Annotated in this window: 16 protein-coding genes; 11 read left to right on the top strand and 5 right to left on the bottom strand. The window is 43.1% G+C overall.

What is annotated here, in order from left to right; all coding sequences use genetic code 11:
• Positions 1-371: 371 nt before the first annotated feature.
• Positions 372-863, bottom strand: a complete 492-nt coding sequence (locus HWQ37_RS18140) for an orange carotenoid protein N-terminal domain-containing protein (RefSeq protein ID WP_292749353.1) — start codon at positions 861-863, stop codon at positions 372-374.
• Between the two features lie 882 nt (positions 864-1,745).
• Between HWQ37_RS18140 and infC the strand changes: the two genes are divergently transcribed.
• The 4 genes from infC (at position 1,746) to HWQ37_RS18120 (ending at position 7,210) form a co-directional block, all read left to right on the top strand.
• Complete coding sequence (gene infC / locus HWQ37_RS18135) at positions 1,746-2,279, top strand: translation initiation factor IF-3 (protein WP_099103961.1); 534 nt, start codon at positions 1,746-1,748, stop codon at positions 2,277-2,279.
• Positions 2,280-2,782: 503 nt separating this feature from the next.
• The gene (locus HWQ37_RS18130; protein WP_292749351.1) at positions 2,783-5,788 is read left to right on the top strand and encodes an MFS transporter; all 3,006 of its coding nucleotides are present in this window, start codon (positions 2,783-2,785) and stop codon (positions 5,786-5,788) included.
• A 123-nt stretch (positions 5,789-5,911) separates the two neighbouring features.
• The gene (locus tag HWQ37_RS18125; RefSeq protein WP_292749349.1) at positions 5,912-6,589 is read left to right on the top strand and encodes a potassium channel family protein; all 678 of its coding nucleotides are present in this window, start codon (positions 5,912-5,914) and stop codon (positions 6,587-6,589) included.
• A gap of 66 nt (positions 6,590-6,655) precedes the next feature.
• Entirely contained in the window at positions 6,656-7,210 is a 555-nt protein-coding gene (locus HWQ37_RS18120; RefSeq protein ID WP_292749347.1) for a DUF3124 domain-containing protein, read from the top strand.
• A 143-nt stretch (positions 7,211-7,353) separates the two neighbouring features.
• On the opposite strand, the gene HWQ37_RS18115 is transcribed toward HWQ37_RS18120, so the two are convergent.
• The 4 genes from HWQ37_RS18115 to HWQ37_RS18100 all read right to left on the bottom strand — a co-directional run bounded on the left by HWQ37_RS18115 (position 7,354) and on the right by HWQ37_RS18100 (position 11,947).
• Positions 7,354-8,907 carry a cation:proton antiporter gene (locus HWQ37_RS18115; RefSeq protein ID WP_292749345.1) on the bottom strand — a complete coding sequence of 518 codons (1,554 nt, stop codon included), beginning with the start codon at positions 8,905-8,907 and terminating at the stop codon, positions 7,354-7,356.
• 241 nt (positions 8,908-9,148) lie between these two features.
• Complete coding sequence (locus HWQ37_RS18110; protein WP_292749343.1) at positions 9,149-10,168, bottom strand: tRNA-dihydrouridine synthase family protein; 1,020 nt, start codon at positions 10,166-10,168, stop codon at positions 9,149-9,151.
• 405 nt (positions 10,169-10,573) lie between these two features.
• A complete protein-coding gene (locus HWQ37_RS18105) occupies positions 10,574-11,626 on the bottom strand; it encodes a saccharopine dehydrogenase family protein (RefSeq protein ID WP_292749341.1) in 1,053 nt (350 codons plus the stop codon).
• Positions 11,627-11,638: 12 nt separating this feature from the next.
• On the bottom strand, positions 11,639-11,947 hold the full coding sequence (locus tag HWQ37_RS18100) for a putative quinol monooxygenase (protein WP_292749339.1): 309 nt from the start codon (positions 11,945-11,947) through the stop codon (positions 11,639-11,641).
• A 466-nt stretch (positions 11,948-12,413) separates the two neighbouring features.
• On the opposite strand from HWQ37_RS18100, the gene HWQ37_RS18095 reads away from it, so the two are divergent.
• From HWQ37_RS18095 to HWQ37_RS18065, 7 genes are all read left to right on the top strand, one after another.
• Positions 12,414-13,094, top strand: coding sequence for a HEAT repeat domain-containing protein (locus HWQ37_RS18095; protein ID WP_292749337.1), 681 nt, complete (start codon positions 12,414-12,416; stop codon positions 13,092-13,094).
• A 75-nt stretch (positions 13,095-13,169) separates the two neighbouring features.
• Positions 13,170-13,736 (top strand): phycobiliprotein lyase, encoded by a 567-nt coding sequence (locus tag HWQ37_RS18090; RefSeq protein WP_292749335.1) that lies wholly within the window; start codon positions 13,170-13,172, stop codon positions 13,734-13,736.
• A 1,010-nt stretch (positions 13,737-14,746) separates the two neighbouring features.
• On the top strand, positions 14,747-15,247 hold the full coding sequence (locus tag HWQ37_RS18085) for a DUF2231 domain-containing protein (RefSeq protein ID WP_292749333.1): 501 nt from the start codon (positions 14,747-14,749) through the stop codon (positions 15,245-15,247).
• On the top strand, positions 15,244-15,840 hold the full coding sequence (locus HWQ37_RS18080) for a DUF2231 domain-containing protein (protein WP_292749331.1): 597 nt from the start codon (positions 15,244-15,246) through the stop codon (positions 15,838-15,840). The genes HWQ37_RS18085 and HWQ37_RS18080 overlap by 4 nt, the downstream gene beginning before the upstream one ends.
• Before the next feature lie 63 nt (positions 15,841-15,903).
• The gene (locus HWQ37_RS18075) at positions 15,904-16,818 is read left to right on the top strand and encodes a cytochrome c oxidase subunit II (RefSeq protein WP_292749329.1); all 915 of its coding nucleotides are present in this window, start codon (positions 15,904-15,906) and stop codon (positions 16,816-16,818) included.
• 13 nt (positions 16,819-16,831) lie between these two features.
• Positions 16,832-18,487 carry a cytochrome c oxidase subunit I gene (ctaD, locus tag HWQ37_RS18070; RefSeq protein ID WP_292749327.1) on the top strand — a complete coding sequence of 552 codons (1,656 nt, stop codon included), beginning with the start codon at positions 16,832-16,834 and terminating at the stop codon, positions 18,485-18,487.
• Between the two features lie 118 nt (positions 18,488-18,605).
• Positions 18,606-19,208, top strand: a complete 603-nt coding sequence (locus tag HWQ37_RS18065) for a cytochrome c oxidase subunit 3 (RefSeq protein WP_292749325.1) — start codon at positions 18,606-18,608, stop codon at positions 19,206-19,208.
• Positions 19,209-19,499 lie beyond the last annotated feature (291 nt).

The following is a 19,499-nucleotide window of genomic DNA, read 5'->3' as shown; positions in this document are numbered from 1 at the left end:
GCTTTAACTTGACACCAATGCCATCTTGCCCGCCTTGGGCTGTGGGCGGGCAAGATGCCCACCCCACAATATTGGATAATTTATTTCTTGGAGTTCCCTGATTTTAGGTAATGGGAGCGATCGCTGAAATTTTTAGTATACATTAAGGCTAAAATCGTCAGGTGATCGTCTATATCTAAATTCGCAAATTTTGATAAACTTTGTTCCAAGAAGTTGATGTTTAGCTCGAAGTAATAAACTAAAATTTCCTAAATACGCCAGTCATCAAAATTTAGCTTTATATTAAGCGACTGGCGAATTTAGCAAGCTTTAAGAGAAGGGTATAAATAACTTAATAGATACCCTCAAACATCCTAAAAAGTTCAAAAGTACTAAATTTCAGCACCTGATTTTGCTTCAGCACCCATTGGCGAAACATAATCACGGAAAAGAGTAATCTGCTGCTCAAACTCTAATCCTTGAATTTTGCCAAATAACGCTTTAGCTTCGGAAGGAAGTTGATAATCATCAGGTACAGGAATGATAGTACCATTTTCCATCTCTTGCGATAATCGATACCAAAACAGTAGTTTTGTCGTATCACCCAAAGAGCCATATTCACGAGAAATTTGGGTATCTGCTTTATTAATCAAATCACGCTGAACTTGTAATTGTTGTTCGTGAGATAATTCCTTAACTTGATTCAACAAACCTTCGGCTATTTCTGAAGAAGCAGTACTTGCTCCAGGAGCGGCGGGAGTAATTGAACCCCCTATTTCTTTATAGATAAACCAAAACAAAGCAAGTTGTTGATCTACATTTAAATTTTGCCAAGCTTGAACGTGTTCACGAATAGTTGGATCGTTAGTTTGTGTGTATGTCATGATTAACTCCAATTGCGATTTATTATTGATTGTTAACAATGTTACCAAATGTATATTTGGAGTTTTACCCGACTGAAGACAGATGTCTTAAAATCATAAAGAAGATCGTTTAAAGCTAAAATAATGCTTGACAAGTGCCAAATGAAAGAGTTAGCAATTATAAAGTCTGTTGTCAAATTGAAAGATTGTTAAAAGGTATTTCTGCCGATGGATGTTAGTTTGATTGCGATCGTGGATAAAAAAGCACTACTTGTTAATATCCAGCGATGACTAACTATTTCAATATTGGTAAAAATGTTAGTCAATAAATTCTTTCTTTCATCTATGGAAGTCTGTGTTATCTCCACCTGCAATAGTTAAATAAATCACCTTAAAACCATAGAGGGACAGAGATCGGTCACAGTTTTTGTAGTGGTTAAATAAATTACTTTTAAACCGCAGAGGTACAGAGAGAATAAAGAGATTTTTCGAGTTAGCTTGAAAGGGGTACTACGCACTGGACAAATTAACCATCGATAATATATAGGCGTTAAGCAAAATTTACATTTCTGGTGCTGACTGAACCCTGATTTAGTCTAGTACATTTGTATGATGCGTAAGTCCTTATGATGTTGCTGAATGCGATCGCAAGCAAAAAGTATTGCTAAATAATTGTAATAATATTTAATATGAGTCTAGGTTGTGTAATTTAGATTAACTCTTGCAGAGAAGCTCTCTGAGAGTGAGTAAAATGACAAATACAACGAGGCAACTATTTTATGGATTAGTTACCCTAGAACTGTAGACTATGTTTTCCGTTCTGAGTTACTTCTGTATTTGGCCTCTGAGGCATACCAATTTAGACCACACCAAATCCTTCATTAAGAGCTCCCACTAATCATAATGGCTGTGATTGAGAAGAAAAGAACTCGCGATCTGCCCCAAATTAACGAACGAATTCGCTTCCCGAAAATTCGGGTCATTGACACTGACGGTGCCCAACTGGGAATTATGCCCCCACTGGAAGCACTACAACTAGCAGAAGAAAAAGAGCTAGATTTGGTGCTAATCAGCGATAAAGCTGACCCGCCGGTTTGTCGGATTATGGACTACGGGAAATACAAGTTTGAGCAGGAAAAAAAGGCGCGGGAAGCCCGGAAAAAGCAGCACACGGCTGATGTCAAAGAAGTTAAGATGCGCTACAAAATAGAAGAACACGATTATAACGTGCGTGTTAAGCAAGCAGAGCGCTTTTTGAAAGATGGCGATAAAGTCAAAGCGACTGTGATGTTCCGGGGTCGAGAAATTCAACACAGCGACTTAGCAGAAGATTTGCTCAAGCGAATGGCAACGGATTTGGAGCCTTTTGGCGAGCTTCAACAAGCGCCTAAAAAAGAAGGACGAAACATGATGATGCTCATCTCGCCTAAAAAATAATTTTCTAACTGTTTAATAGACCAAGTTTGAAAATCCCCTGGCTATAAGTCAGGGGATTTTTCTTTTTTCGTTTGGATGCAATATGCGCCAATACGTTTCAGTTAAGGCTAGCAGTCTTTATCAAGGTCATTTTTTTTACGTAGACGCTTCTCTACGAGACGCTACGCGAACGGCTTCCCGCAGGGTACCGCAGAGGACGCAGAGAAAAGAAAGAGAAGGAAAAAATTGCTTAACTGAACTGTATTGCAACATACGCCCAAAGCTCTAAGCTCATTAAATTTATCTAAAATCGATAGTCCTGAAGGCTGAGTGGGAAACATAATACTCAGTTGCTCAGGACTTTTGCTATTTCCAGGTGATGAGGGGGATGAGGAAGATGAGGGAGATGAGGGAGTATTTTCTTCCCCTGCTTCCCCTGCTTCCCCTGCCCCCTGCCCCCTGCCCCCTGCCTCCCCTGCCCCCGCTCCCCATTACGCGGTGATACTACCAGAAAATAAAACTGCATGGAACTGAAAAATCACTGGTTGGCTGCAAATAAAGTTGCTTTACCACGAATACTACAGTGGGTGAATCTCCGACCAGAGGAGAGCGAACGCACCCAGATAATGTTTCTCTTTTACACAATTGTATGCGTAGGATTGCGGTGGGCAGAAGACAGTACGGTGGCGCTGTTTTTGGATGAATATGGCACTCATCTACTGCCGTGGATGTATATTGCTAGTGCGGTGATGAGTGCCGGACTGGTTTTTTTATACTCTTGGCTGCAAAAGATTTTTCCTTTACGTAAGGTGATTGTGGCGATCGCACCTTGCATGTTGATGCCATTAGTTTTATTAGTTGTATTACGTTGGGGATCGCAATTTTCCTATCTGGCGGTTATTTCGGCTTTTCTACTACGGCTGTGGGTAGATGCGCTTTATGTGGTGAATGACCTCAACACTTCCATCGTCGCTAACCAAATATTTAATATTCGGGAGATTAAACGAACTTACCCCCTGGTGAGTAGTGGGCTTTTAGTCGCAGATGTAATCAGTGGCTTTAGTTTGCCTTGGCTAGTGCAATACACCACGCTGAATAAGATCATTCTCATCGCCTGTATAGTGATTTTATGCGGATCGGGGATTCTATTCTATTTAACTAATCACTATCGAGCGGCTTTTCCTGAAACCCCACAAAGACTAGTTCCCGAACAACAAGCTTCACGAGAGCGTTTTATTAAAAGTCCACTGAAGCGGTACGTCTGGCAGTTGTTTGCTTTTGTGGGACTGTTACAAGTCATTGGCTTGTTAATCGATTTCCAGTATTTGCGCGAACTCCAATCCAATTTGAGCGACCGAGAACTTGCGAGCTTTTTGGGTCTTTTTGGTGGGATGTTGGGATTGTGTGAGTTGTTGTTGCAGTGGTTTTTTTCTAGCCGACTCATCGAACGCATGGGGGTATTTTTCACTGCGACGCTTTTACCAATTACCGTCGGCTTTTCACTCCCAGGAGTGTTGGTATTGCTGCATTTAATTCCAGCCATGCAATCGCAAAGCTTTTTCTGGGGTTTGATAATTGTCAAATTCTTTGATGAACTTTTGCGCTACACCTTTGTCATGAGTAGCGGCCCCATCCTGTACCAACCGATTCCAGAGGCAATTCGCAGCCGGATGCAGACTTTATCTGGTGGAACCGCCGAAGCGATCGCTACAGGTTTGACAGGAGTGCTAATTTTTGCGACTATCTTGTTTTGTGGGCGATTTGTCCCCGAACCACTACAAAAATGGGTGTTGGTAGCAGAAACAATGCTGGTAACTGGCACTTGTTTAACAGTAGTTTGGGAATTGCGATCGCGCTATGTGGAACTGTTAGTCTTAAGTGTGGCGCGGGGTCACTTGAGTGCAAGCAATGTCGGCTTACGATTTTTCAAACAGGGTGTAGTCAAAGCTTTAGCAGAAAAAGGCTCTGAGGCTGATAAACGCTCCTGCATTGAACTTTTAGCCCAAATTGATTCCCCTGGAGCGGCGGAAGTTTTAGCACCGCTACTAGTGAAGTTAACCCCAGATTTGCAGCGCCAAAGTTTGGAAGTGATGCTGATGGGAGGTGTAAATCCGGTTTATCTAGCCGCCATCCGTCCTTTGTTAGAAGAATCCCAAGAAACTAACCCCGAAGTTTTTGCCTTAGCGCTACGCTACGTTTGGCTGGCGGAACCAAATCCTAATTTAAGCCTCCTAGAAGGATATTTACATCCTCGCCAAAACTCACTCATTCGCGCCACCGCCGCCGCTTTAGTCTTACGCCAGGGAACGCCGATGCAAAAGGTAGCAGCTACCCAAACCATGCGCCGGATGCTGACTCATAAAAAAGAACGAGAACGGGTGAATGGAGTCAGGGCGCTGAGAGAAGCAGTTTATTTACAGGCGTTGCGGATTCACATCCCGAATTTATTACAAGATGAGTCGTTGCGGGTGCGCTGCGCCGTATTAGAAATGATTGCAGCCACCCATTTAGAAGAGTACTATTCGGCACTAATTGCAGCACTTTATTACAAATCAACCCGTAGCACAGCCATGTCAGCGCTAGTGCGACTAGAAAATGAAGCTTTAGAAATGCTGTTGCGGTTGGCTACTAATATTTACAAACCGGAAGTAGTGCGGATGTATGCTTGGCGTACCATTGCTCAAGTCGGCACTCAGCAAGCATTAGAGACTTTATGGGAAAACTTGGAAACATCCTGGGGTACTACTAGGGATCATATTCTTCGCAGCTTACTAAAAATACATAAACAACCAGGAATTAAAGGTTTAGTAGATCGATTTTATGAAAGTCGGGTAGAAAATTTAATTAAGCAAGAATTAAAGTTTTTAGGTGAAATTTACGCCGCATACATAGACTTCCAAACACTAGACCAAAAAGAAAATCATCAATCCAATGAGAGGATTGTGATTGTCTCCGAATTACTGCAACGCGCCCTTCTAGAATTAGAATTGGATGTCAAAGAGCGGCTGCTACTATTACTGAAACTGCTTTACTCGCCAGAAAAGATGCAAGCAGCAGCATTTAATCTGCGATCGCTCTCAGTGGTAAACTTAGCACGGGGGTTAGAAATCTTAGAGCATACCGTAACTTTGTCTTCAAAGTCATTATTGCTGAATATTTTAGACAACCGACCACAGACAGAAAAATTGCAATATCTGATAGAAGCCAAGATCGTAGAATATGAGAACATGGTAGTTAGCGATCGCCTTCACAGATTGCTGATGTTAGGTAACTTCCTTTCTGACTGGTGCCTAGCTTGCTGTTTTCATTATGCTCAAGTTACACGCATCCGACTGACCAGTTCCGAGATATTAGTGAGTTTGCGTCATCCCACCGGCTTTGTTAGAGAAGCTGCGATCGCATACTTAAATATGGTTTCATATCGCGTTCTAATGCAAATCCTCCCCCAGTTACAAAAAGATCCACATCCTTTAGTATCCGCCCAAGTAAAAGAGTTACTCGAAAAATATCAATTCAAAAACTACAATTAAAAACCCCCTCCACCTCATTAAATTCTTTGCGTACCTCTGCGCTTCCCTCAGCGTTCCTCTGCGTTGAAAATTCCTCCCTAAATGTAAACTGAAATAAAAATTCCCAAAATATCAGGAAGAGTCATGTACGTACTCATCGGTGGAGCAGGTTTAGTGGGCTTAAGTTTAGCGCAAAAACTCGTAGAACTAGGACATACAGTAGCCGTCATTGACATCGATCCTATCGCTTGCCGCTACGCCCGAGAACAAGTAGGAGCAATGGCTTTTGAAGGCAGTGCTGTGAGTACAGAAGTATTGTTAGAAGCGGGGATTCGCAAAGCTGGTTCCTTGGCAGCAGTTCTGAGAAGTGATGCCTTAAACTTAGCAATGGTAACACTTGCAAAACACTACGGTGTAACCCATATTTTGAGTCGGATGAGCCACCCCGATTTTGCTGAACCACTGCGGATAGCTGGAGCAAACCATATTATCAGTACTGTTGAACTATCAGTTTCAACAATGGTGAACGCCATTGAGTATCCACAAGTAGAATCGATGATGCATTTTGAGCAGGGACAGATAGAGGTTCTGAAACTTTCCATCCCCAACAATTGCTATGTTGCCGGTCGTAGCCTTGCCGAAATTGCTCAGGATTCGCAATTCCCCACTGGTTCGCTAATTATTGGCTATCAATCCCATCCCCACGAAGACTTGATGATTCCGAACGGTAGTACAATACTGGAACCTTATTCAACCGTGCTGATTGTGACCAAACCAGGATCTTTACATCAAGTCATTGATTTTATTGAACAAAGATGTTGAGCGCACTTCTTACCTAAACTGTTTATTAGGTAGGGTTAGCTACACAAATAAAATTGGTGAGTTTTGATGAAGCCGTATCGATATATTTATTTAGCGATCGCTGTTATGATTCTTGCATCTTGTGAATCAACACCCAAGTCACAACCCGAAGCCATTCCAGCAACCCCATTGCAAAAAACAGTAACGCTGGATAAGAATTTTAAGATAGCAAGCGGTCAAACTCTTTATGTTCCAGTCTACTCGCATATCTATCATCACAATCGCCAAGAGATTTTTGAGTTAGCAGTTACCCTTAGTATTCGGAATACAGATTTGGCTAATCCGATTATTATTACTGCTGTGCGCTACTATAACTCCGATGGAAAACTAGTCAAACAGTATTTAGAGCATCCTATTCAACTTGACGCACTAGCTTCCACAGATTTTTTTATCAATAGAAACGACACCAGTGGAGGTTTAGGCGCAAACTTCATTGTCGAGTGGGTAGCTCAAACAGAAATATCCGAACCGATAGTAGAGGCAGTCATGATTGGTACTGACTTTCAACAAGGAATTTCCTTTATCAGTCCTGCTAGGGTAATTAAAAGTCAAAATAACTACAAGCGATCGCCTTTAAAATAATTCGTAATTCGTAATTCGTAATTCCCTCGTTCCCATGCTCCGCATGGGAATGCATTCATTGAGTCTGTGACTCAATCTTTAGCTAGAGGCGGTAGTTCCTAAATCAATCAGCCAAAGCTCAAAGGTTCATCAATCTCCAATCCCTAATCATCTTCTAATTTCAGTAATTGTTCATCAAGAATTTGTATCCGCCCGCGCACAATTTCTTCCGAGAGAATTCGCTTCCGCATTGCCTCATTGAGCGCCCCTTTTTCTGCCAGCAGTAAACGTCGGCGAATAGCTTCAAGTTTACTACTCTTGCCACTTCTACCTTCCACCTCATCAGGGCGACGATTATATAGTTCCCGCAGTATCTTTTCTGCACCAGCAATTCGTACCTGATAACCTGAACGCATCTCTTCATAAACGGCTTTTGGTAATACCCCCGATTTCAACAGGCTATCTAATTCATCTTGTGCCGCCTTACCCGTTATCAACTGAGCTTGCAACTCTTCAACCTGTTGTTGAACTTCGGAAAATTTAGATAATTTTAAGCGTTTTACCACCCAAGGCAAACTTAAACCCTGTCCCACCAACGACACCAACACGCAGCCGAAGACTATAGCTATCAAAACTTCTCGCCCCGGCAATGTAGCAGGTAAACTCAACGCCAAAGCCATTGACAGCGAACCTTTGATGTTGCCTAAAAACAGTAAATGTTGCCAGCGTAACGGAATTGGGCGGTCAATCCATCGAACACCTGCGAGTAGCGGATAAACTGTAAGAACTCGCGCGATTTGATAAGCCAAAACAGCAAGTAGAATTGCAGGTAAAGTTTTCCAGAGTGTTACCAAGTTGATTTCTACACCAATTAGCAGAAAAATAAAGGTGTTGACGGTAAAACTGGCATATTCCCAAAAACTCAACAAAGTAATGCGACTAGAAGCAGAAGTATTGCGAGAAAGCCCTAAATTCCCGAAAATTAATCCAGCGACAACTACAGCCACAGGGCCTGATACACCGAGAAATTGACCAACCTGAAAAGTTCCTAATGCAACCGCAACTGTCAGTAAAAGACTGCTAAGAGCATCATCTAAGCGAGCGAATACAGGTATACTCAAGTAGCCCAATACTAACCCCACAACGCAGCCACCTAGAGAGATAAATAGCAGTTGTTGGATTCCCTCAATAAATGTGAGTGAGCCTGTTGAATATAGTTGCACAATCAGGTTGAAGGAAACTAAAGCCGCGGCATCATTGAATAGAGTTTCCCCTTCAACGATGGTAGAAAGGCGGGATGGCACCGGTATATCCTTAAATACGGCAATCATGGAAACAGTATCAGTGTTTGCCAGCATTACTCCGACAAATAAGGCAGATATCCAACTCAGTCCCAACCCAAATTTCAACAGGACGGCAATAATCGCACTGGAAAGCAAAGCCCCCGGCCCAGCTAGTAGGGCAATTGGTTTAAAGGTACTGCGTAGGCGGCTGACATCTGTATTAATACCAGCTTCAAAGATGAGAATTGGTAAGAAAAGATCCAAAACAAGGGTTGGACTTAAACCAATCCGACGGGACAATAACTCAGTGATGGGCAAACCTGCTAATACTAAACCCGTAACATAAGGGATTCCCAACCGCCGGGACAGCAAAGCCACACCTGTAGCAACAAGCAAGAGAATAATTGAAACTTTGACTAATTCGGTAACATCCACTATTAAGTTTTGGAAAGTTAATTTGACTTGACTGATAGATTCTCTCCTCATTCATGCCAAATTAGCAAGTTCAGGGCGTGGGTTGAGAGAATCTCGCATTTGAGACGAAAATTTTTATTGCGATCGGGTTATGTCTAAGTTAGGATTTGGCAAACTTCGCCTAACTGGTAAGTGCTTGGTACTCTGGTTGGCTTCATTATTCGCTGCACAACATCTTGACAATTGTAAATAGTTGCCATAGTTACACGCTTAAGGAGGGTGATAGCGCTAAAGTTTTTGTCAGATCGGTGAGGAAAACCCGATCGCACAGGTTAAACAGTTCTACCTCGGTCTGAGTCTGTCGCATCAGCCGCAAGAAATCACCCTCAGCGTCAACACTCAAGGCAATGTAATTGAGGAACATTTTCAGGTAGCCTACACGCGATCGCTCTGGCATAGTTGTCGCTGTGGGGGTTTGCCATAAACGATCGATATAGCTGCGTACCTCTACTAAAGGAACGGGTGCGATCGGCTCGAAGCGCAAAGCTTGCCGAATTTGATTGAAAAGCCAAGGATTCCCAATCGCCCAGCGTCCCACCATCACACCCGCCGCACCTGTTTGCGAAAGCACTTCAATCGCAGCTGTCGCCGAGTGGATATTGCCATTAGCCAGCACTGGACAGTTAACCCGTCTGACCGCTTCAGCGATCAAATCATATTTCACTGCTCCGTGATACATATCTTTCACCGTGCGACCATGCAAACTCAGCAAATCAATGCTGTGGCGATTGATCGTATCTAGAATTTCGTAAAAGGTATCTGTATTTTCAAAGCCTACGCGCATCTTAACCGTTAAAGGGCGATCGTTGACTGTCTGCCGCAGTTCTCCCAAAATCCGATCGACTTTTTCTGGTAAGAGCAGTAATCCACCCCCAACATTTTTGCGATAGATTCTAGGTGCTGGACAGCCCATATTCAAGTCAACTCCAGCGATATTATAGCCGCAGAGTTCCTTTGCTGTTCTTACTAAGTCTGGAATGCTTTCGCCAATCATTTGAGCAAAAACAGGGCGACCCGTGTCGTTTTCGGTGATTGCTGCTAATATGTTACGATTAAGCCGTGAGGTATCATTCACCCGAAAATACTCGGTAAAGAAGTAGTCAGGACTGCCATAGTGGGCAATGACTTTCATAAACCAGAGGTTTGTCACATCCTGCATGGGCGCAAGAGCCGTGAAGGGTAGGTGTGGATGCAGCGATTGGGGAAGTGATACCAGGGACATAAAGATTCCGGCGATAATTGCATAAAAATATACAGCTAAGTTTAAATCTAGTAGAGAAGCGATCGCAGTTCCGTATTAGCGATCGCCATAATTAATCCCTAACCACAGGGATTGATGATCACAATTATATTTGTCGCTATGCTTTAGCGATCGCAGTGCTAGCCCCCTCATTAAGACCGCCTACGGTGTACACACAAGTCGAATTACCCCCCTTAATCCCCCCGATGCATTGTGGGGAAACCGGAAAATCTAGTTCCCTCCCCTTTGCAAGGGGAGGGTTAGGGTGGGGTAAAACCGTGATTTCTCAGCTATTTCAGACTTGTGTGTACACCGTAGATTAAGACCGCAGGGGGTAGGGGGAAAATTCCTCCCCAGTGCCCCCTACCTTTCTTTGTAAAACACGCTTTAGTTAAACCCAATAACTCCCGGAATATCAAGAACAAAATCTGCCCCATATACGGATGCAGGAGTCTGGAATCCTATTTTAACTTCGCCTTGAATGACCCGTTTGATAACTGCTACAGCCGCCAATGCCGTAAAATCGTATGCTTCCGGGCCTAAGAGCTTTGCAGTTACTTGTTGACCACTTTCATCCTCAGCAATACCAATTACTCTAACTTGACCCTTAGCCCGTTCTGCTGCCGTTGGCCCAGTGGGTAGAGTTTTAATTAGACTTGCTAAAGCACTTTGAAATAAAGACGAGTTAAATAACCATCCCAAAGACTGGCTCGACTCCATCAGGAAGCCCACAGGATTAGGAAATACGGTATAAACCTCAATATTGGGGATACCCGTAGTTTGGAACGCAGTGATAATATCAGCACGCCAAGGGTTTGTGACTGCTATCTCCGAGCCATAACCAAAATCAACTTTACGTCTTTTCGATGCTGGGCGAGATGAAATGAGCTTACCTGCTTCTCGGACTACACCGATATGATGTAAAGTTGGCAGTACCGTGTTTGCGGTTCCCTGAGATACACCTCCCACTGTTTCATAGATTAAAATCAGTCGTGTTGCAGTTGCTAACTTCTGCTTGAGGTAAGCAGCTATGCAATCAGTAGGGACAACTCCAAATCCCACACCAGGGAGAAGCATTATCCCTGCGCTTTTCGCTTCAGTATCTCGTGCTAGTAGCGCCTGAAATTCAGGGACTTCGCCAGCTATGTCTAAATAGTGAGTTTTAGTTTGGAGACAAGCATCGACAAGTGGCTTTGAGGTTTTAGAGAAAGGCCCAGAGCAGTTAATGACAGCAATTATATCCTCAAGAGAGCGAGCGATCGCTTGGCGATCGTCTAAGCCAAAAACCCGAAAGTCCAAACTTAATTCATTGGCTACTGCTGCTAGTGAACTTTGATTACGTCCAGCTAAAATTAATTCCAGTCCGTTATTTTTAGCAGATTCAGCAATGAGTTTTCCAGCATAGCCAGTCGCACCATACAATAACACCTTTGATGTCATTACTATCACCAGCTAAGAATTGTTCGCAATCTGCTGCCATAACTTGACTTCTGGGGGGTCAACCAAAAATCGTCCTGATTTTTCCCCCAAACCTTTAATATACGGCTGTTCTAAGTGTTGAGCTAAAATTTCCTGGCTAACCCAATTTTCATGTAACAGAAACAAAGATGGGTCGTCAACAGATTGATGTAAATCGTAATTAATACAACCTTCTTCTTTGACGGTGAGAGCTATTACGGCTTGAAATTCCTGTTTAAATTCATTTTCCAAACCTGGCTTTACTTTTAATCGAGCGGTGACAGTTACTTGTTGATTTGACATTGTTATTCCTCTTTTTTCTAAGATTAGTTCAACGAGTCGCGCCCAGGATTCAGGATTCCCCAACTCCAGCACAGCAAGTTAGGGAATCTTGGCGGCTGCGGGACTGAGTACTGAAAAATCAATTCTTTTAAGATTTCCTTGGGATCTAAATTCTCAATCCCTAGTAGTCTATTGCATTAAATATGATGAGTGAACTCATTCTTAACTTTTCTTTCTTTGCGCTCTTTGCGTCCTTCTCTGACGAGACGCTGCGCGAATGCGGTTCGTTCTCTGAACCCAGCAAAATTAATGGGATAGACCACTAGTCCTAAGTTCAATACATAATCTCACAGTAAGTAATATTTGTTTATACTTGATCCATAATCGAGCCGTTTTGTAAAGTCGCCAAACTCCTACTTCACTCTGCCGACAGCCTGATGAATGGATCGGGTAAATTAAGATAAGTAAAGAAAACGCTTTGAACTAAATGGCAGATATAAGCTTACAAGAAATTTATACTCAGTTAGAAAGTCCGAATTTACGCGATCGCATGGTAGCCCTTGCTAATCTGCGTCACGTTGCGGCTGAGGATGCAGTCCCTTTGATTAAAAAGGTACTAGACGATGAATCTTTGCAACTGCGATCGATGGCAATATTTGCTCTGGGAATCAAGCCAACGCCAGAATGTTATTCTATTTTGGTAAAAATTCTCGAAAATGATCCTGATTATGGTATACGTGCTGATGCCGCCGGTGCTTTAGGATATTTGGGTGATTCTAGAGCTTTTGAGGTACTCTCACGGGCATTTTATGAAGATACTGATTGGCTAGTACGCTTTAGTGCAGCTGTTTCTCTAGGTAATATCAAAGATCCCCGCGCCCGTCAAATTCTTCTTCAGGCATTGGATAGCAAAGAAGTCGTGTTACAACAAGCTGCAATCTCTGCACTGGGAGAAATTCAAGACATCGAGTCTGTAGATAAGATCCTGCGCTTCGCCGAATCTGATGATTGGTTAGTCAGGCAGCGTTTGGCAGAAGCTTTGGGAAATCTTCCCACTCCCAAGAGTGTCTCAGCTTTAAAATACCTGGAAAAAGATAATCATTTCAACGTTGCTGAGGCAGCCAGAATTGGCCTCAAGAAGCTTGAGGAAATAGGCAATCAAGCTTAATATTAAAGCCTCCTGCTACCTTTTAATAATAATTAAGTGGGAATTTTAGCATTTTGATGCAGGGTAATTTCATTCATGAATATTGAAGAGTTTTTTCAGTTAAGTGCTGGTAAATGGTTTTCTCATCGGACTAGTCAACATTTGGCTTTTAACCAATCGGAACATAGCAAGTCAGATATCATCATTGAGGCGCTGGCATTAGATCGTCCAGAAGTTATCAAGCTGTGTCAAAGTTACAACATTAATCCTAGTGCTGCTTCCTGTGCTACCAAAATTACCTGGAACGGCACAATGGACAAGGATCAAGCAAAACACACTGGTTCAACTGTGTTAGTTTCGATACCTGATGCGGATAATCCCACCCAAGGCAAGTTACTCCGAGAAATAGCTGATACCAATAAAATTCCAGTTGCCGGATGCTATAAAATTGATAGTGATGGTGCTTTGATCCTAACTACAGAGGATGAAACCATCTTCTCAGAGGAACGTCTGTGGTTTGCTAGCCCCAATTTGCGAATGCGGGTAAACGTCCTCAAGAGTTTTGGTGGATTTAGTATCACTTCCTTCACTTCTGAGATTCGTATGGGTGGCTTTCCCCCAGCTGAGAAGGCTTCCGAAGCGGCTAACTCAGTTTCTAGTTAGTGCGATCGCAAAATTTTCCCCCCTTTCTGGCTACGGTGTACACACAAGTCAAATTACCCCCCTTTCCAAGGCAGGGCTGATTCATTCCCCAAAGAGCTTTAAAAATCAAGGGTTATAGCAATTAAAAATTAGTTATTTTGTTACCAGCGTGCCGATGAAACCAACTATTTTACTGATATTTCAGTGCTTAAATGTTCATATCTTCGTCACGTTTACTTACAATTTCCTTGCTAACCATCTTGACAAATCCTGTTTGAAATGGAATGAATCAGCCCTGCCTTTTTAAGGGGGTAAAGCTTCTTAAAGTCCCCCTTTTTAAGGGGGATTTAGGGGGATCTACAGGTCTCAAATACGACACCAAAAAGTTTTCAGATATCCTCTGAGACGCAAGATTAAATATTTTTGTTATTTCCATCACAAACAAATATTTTATGATTGTGAAATATATTACAGACAAAACTGCTGTTTAGGCTTTTTCATATTTATATGAATGCAATAAAAAGTACATTTCCTAAATATTTATTTGTTAGATAATTAACTTTTAAAAGTTTAATATTTATTGTTTTGACAATTCATAAAAATTTACTTAAGCTAAAGATAGGTTAAGCAAATCAACAACCGACAGCGATTTGATTTAGCTACATCAAGAATTGCTGTTGCAGACTATTGGCATAAGGAAATGAATCAAAACCAAAATTATTCCATGTAGGCAATTTAACCAAATTTGGCTACAAAAAGCTAAGAGATGATTAAGCGTATTGCACCGCGCAGATGTTGAACAGATTTCGGTCAATTATGGATGGATACTTGTGGTGATATTAGTGAGTGTCCATCAATTATTGAAGTTTGACTAGCAATTTTAGATTTTTGATTTGGGTCTTCTAGTTTATATCGCGTCAGGGACGGAATAAATCTAAAAGACGCTCGCTAAGACTGCGCGATCGCCAATCCAAAATCTCAAATCCAAAATTGATTGACCAAAGTGCAGTAGATATGTCCAGGAGAAGACAATGCTTGAGTATTTGACATCTTTGAACGACCACAATTTGCCCTATCCAGATACGATTCATCCCATCGTTGTCCACTTCGTAATTGCGATGGTGTTGTTTTCCTTCTTCTGCGATGTAATTGGCTATTTTACTGGTAAATCCGGTCTTTTTGAGGTGAGTTGGTGGAATATGTTAGTTGCCACGATCGCTATCTTCGTCGCGATCATTTTTGGTCAGTTTGAAGCGGGTTTAGCACAGCCTTATAGCCTAGCGAAATCGGTGCTAAATTTGCATACGCTAATTGGTTGGTCGCTTTCAGGAATTATCACAGCGATTACAGCTTGGCGCTATGTAATTCGTGCGCGTAATCCGCAAAAAGTACCGATTTATTATTTGGGAGCCGGACTAGTTTTAACTCTAATAGTTGGCTTACAAGTATATCTCGGCGATGAACTTGTTTGGGTATATGGATTGCATACCGTGCCAGTTGTGGAAGCAGTAAAGGATGGTTTGTTGCGATGAACTCAGAATTGATTAACCAATTAACCGACTCTCTAGGCGCAAACGGACTGCCTTATACAATTCCCATTCATCCCAACTTAGTCCATCTGACAATAGGTTTATTCATCATTGGGATGACCTTTGATATCGTTGGTGTTCTATTCCCCTTCCAAAAATGGGTCTTCAAATTTTTGGCAATTACTGTCGAACGTGACAACTTATTTACTGTTGGCTGGTACAACATGTTAGCTGCCAGCATCATCACATTTTTTACGGTAGCGGCAGGTTTTTACGAAATGCTGTTAGCAACACCACCAGCCGATATAAAAAGTGCCTGGGGATTGCAAGCAATGGAAACTATGCTTTGGCATGGTGTAGGTGGTGTGTTCTTATTAGCATTGATTGTTGGTATGACCATTTGGAGAGCATGGCAGCGCTTCGTTTGGGGCAAACAAGAATATAAACAGACAGATAGAGAAGTGCAATGGCTCTATCTGTTGGCAGGGATAGCCATCATGTTCATTCTGTACATCCACGGCACATTAGGAGCGCAACTAGCCGCCGAATTTGGCGTACACAATACAGCAGATAATTTGTTGCGGATTAGTCATTAGTCATTTGTCATTTGTCATTTGCCCCATGCCCCATTCCCAATGCCCAATGAATAACCAAAGACCATGAAAATCCAGAAGATTTTAAATATTTTGACACTGCTTACAGGCGCGATCGCAGTGACTTCTATGAGTCTCTGGATCGGCAAGCAGTCTTACTCTTGGCTTCCTCCCCAAGCAGCAGCCGAATCCCTACTCATTGATGATTTGATTAGCTTCTTAGTAACCCTCGGTGCTTTCATCTTCTTGGGAGTCACAAGTACTCTGATGTATTCTGTAATCTTCCATCGGGCAGTCAAAGATGACTTCACTGACGGCCCGCCGATTGAAGGTAATGTCACCTTGGAAGTTGTCTGGACAGCAATTCCAATTCTGTTAGTGTTTTGGATTGCCGGGTATAGCTACCAAGTTTACGAACAAATGGGAATTCAAGGCCCATCAGAACTAGTTCATCTGCATAATCCCCTGGCAATGGAATCAGCTTATGCAGCACCAGCTAATGCCTTAGCAGAACCCGTTGAGAAAATCGACGTACTAGCTAAACAGTGGGCGTGGGTTTTTCACTACCCAGAAAGAGATATTACCAGTAGCGAATTGCATTTACCGAGCGATCGCCGGATACGTTTAGCGCTAAAATCACAAGATGTTTTGCACGGCTTCTATATTCCTGCATTTCGCCTCAAGCAGGATATTATTCCCAACCATGCGATCGACTTTGAATTTACTCCCATCCGCCCCGGACAATACCGATTGACCGATTCCCAATATAGCGGCACATATTTTGCGACGATGCAAGCCAATGTAATCGTCGAATCTCCTGAAGATTATCAGCAATGGCTGGCAAAAGCTGCAACCCAAAAGCCATCTCCAGCAAAGAATCAAGCGGCTGCTGAGTATGCTCAAACATCCCATCAATCAGTCCAAACAGGTTGGGTTACAGTTCCACCTGCTGCACCTCCTCTAGTCAATTCTCCTGGTTGAAAGGAAAGTAACTATGACTAATATTCCTATTGAAGGCATTCTTCTCCCGAATGAGAAGCACGAATCTCCGAGTAACTGGAAAGAATACTTTAGCTTTAGTACCGACCATAAGGTTATTGGTATCCAGTATCTCGTTACCTCATTCTTCTTCTTTCTCGTCGGCGGTATCTTTGCGATGGTGATGCGGGGAGAACTGATGACACCCGAATCAGATTTAGTCGATCGCACCGTCTATAACGGGATGTTCACCATGCACGGCACCGTAATGCTGTTTTTGTGGACATTTCCCTCACTAGTTGGTTTTGCCAACTATCTAGTACCCCTGATGATTGGGGCGCGAGATATGGCATTTCCCCGCCTCAACGCCGTCGCCTTTTGGATGGTACCAATAGTTGGGATTTTGATGATGGGTAGCTTCTTTGTCCCTGGCGGCCCAGCCCAAGCCGGTTGGTGGTCTTACCCGCCAGTCAGTCTCCAGAATCCTACAGATAACTTAATTAATGGTCAAGTTCTCTGGCTCTTGGCGGTAGCAATATCCGGCGTATCTTCAATTATGGGGGCAGTGAACTTTGTCACCACCATCGTTAAAATGCGCGCCCCAGGCATGGGCTTCTTCAAAATGCCGTTGTTTGTCTGGGCAGTATTTAGCGCCCAAATCATCCAACTATTCGGACTACCTGCATTGACAGCCGGCGCAGTCATGCTGCTACTTGACCTCACTGCTGGCACAGCCTTTTTCGACCCCGCCAAGGGTGGGAATCCAGTAATGTTCCAGCATTACTTCTGGTTCTACTCCCACCCTGCCGTTTACGTGATTATTTTGCCCGTCTTCGGCATTTTCTCAGAAATCTTCCCAGTTTATTCACGTAAACCCCTATTTGGTTACAAAGTAGTCGCCATTTCATCCATCTTGATAGCCATAGTTAGCGGCATCGTTTGGGTACACCACATGTATGTTAGTGGTACTCCAGGCTGGATGCGGTTGATTTTCATGCTGACAACGATGTGTGTATCTGTCCCCACAGGAATTAAAGTATTTGCTTGGGTGGCAACGATTTGGGGCGGTAAACTACGGCTAAATACCGCCATGCTGTTTGCCTTGGGCGGATTAATCATGTTTGTCTTCGCTGGCATCACAGGCATCATGCTTTCCTCAGTGCCAGTTGATGTCCACGTTAACAATACTTACTTTGTAGTCGGACACTTCCACTACGTCCTCTACGGCACCGTAACGATGGGCTTATTTGCCGCCATCTATCACTGGTTCCCCAAAATGACCGGACGAATGTACTCCGAAAGCTGGGGTAAAATCCACTTTTGGCTAGCATTCATCGGCACAAACCTCAACTTTTTGCCCATGCACCCCTTGGGATTGCAAGGAATGTTACGCCGCGTTGCTTCCTACGCCCCAGAGTATCAATTCTGGAATATCATCGCCAGCCTCGGCGGATTTCTCTTAGGAATGTCCACCTTGCCCTTCATATTCAACATGGTGATTTCTTGGATGCAAGGCGAGAAAGCACCCGCTAACCCTTGGCGAGCGATCGGACTAGAGTGGTTAGTTTCTTCACCCCCCCCAGTAGAAAACTTTGAAGAAACTCCCATCATCATCTCCGAACCCTACGGCTACGGCAAATCAGAACCCTTAACAGCCAACCTCCCAGAATAACGCAAAAACCCTCCGCGTACCTCCGCGCTTCCCTTTGCGTCGGCAGTCGCTCATGGGGGAAACCCCCAAGACCGCGCTGCCTCACCTTTGCGTTTCAAACTCCCCCTCAAAAAGCAAAATGGACAGCTACATAAATTCCCAGCAATTACCCCACACAGCCGCAGAACATACCCACGACGAAGAAGGCAACAAAATGTTTGGCTTCATCGTCTTCCTCCTCTCAGAAAGCGTCATCTTCTTAAGTTTCTTCGTCGGATATGCCATCTACAAAACAACAACCCCTAACTGGCTACCAACAGGTGTTTCTGGACTAGAAATAAAAGAACCGGCAATCAACACAGTAATTCTCGTTGCTAGTAGCTTTGTAATTTACTTAGCAGAACGCGCCCTTCAACGCCACGACTTAGTAAAATTCCGCCTATTTCTCTTAGCAACAATGGCGATGGGAACTTACTTTTTAGTAGGCCAAGCCATTGAATGGAACGGCCTCGCCTTTGGTTTCACCACCGGGGTATTTGGTGGAACCTTCTATCTACTAACAGGCTTCCACGGTTTGCACGTTTTCACCGGTATCCTGTTGCAGTTGATAATTTTAATCCGTTCTTTCCTACCTGGCAACTACGATACAGGTCACTTCGGCGTAAATGCAACTTCATTGTTTTGGCACTTCGTCGATGTTATCTGGATTATTTTGTTTATTCTTATCTATGTTTGGCAGTAAAGATTGATGGGAAGGAAAACCCAGATAATTTATCTGGGTTGGTGTATGGGGCATTGTTAATTACTTTTATGCCCCATACACCATTCACTGTAATAAGTATACTTGGGTCAAGGCTCAACCTTTCAAATTAACTTTTTCCTCAAACTTTGACACATCTTGATGAGATAAAAACTTTTCACTACTGTGATAATTTCTTCGCCATTGTTCGAGCTTATCTATAGATATCGATTTAGATGTGACATTCACACCATTTCCTCGCCAAGCAACTTCTGCATCTGTTGTGAAAACCCC

Origin of the sequence: Nostoc sp. NMS4 (genome assembly GCF_017115095.1) — a bacterium.
Classification (GTDB): domain Bacteria; phylum Cyanobacteriota; class Cyanobacteriia; order Cyanobacteriales; family Nostocaceae; genus Nostoc.
Note: the sequence above shows the minus strand (reverse complement) of the source record. Positions and strands in the feature narration are given on the sequence as shown.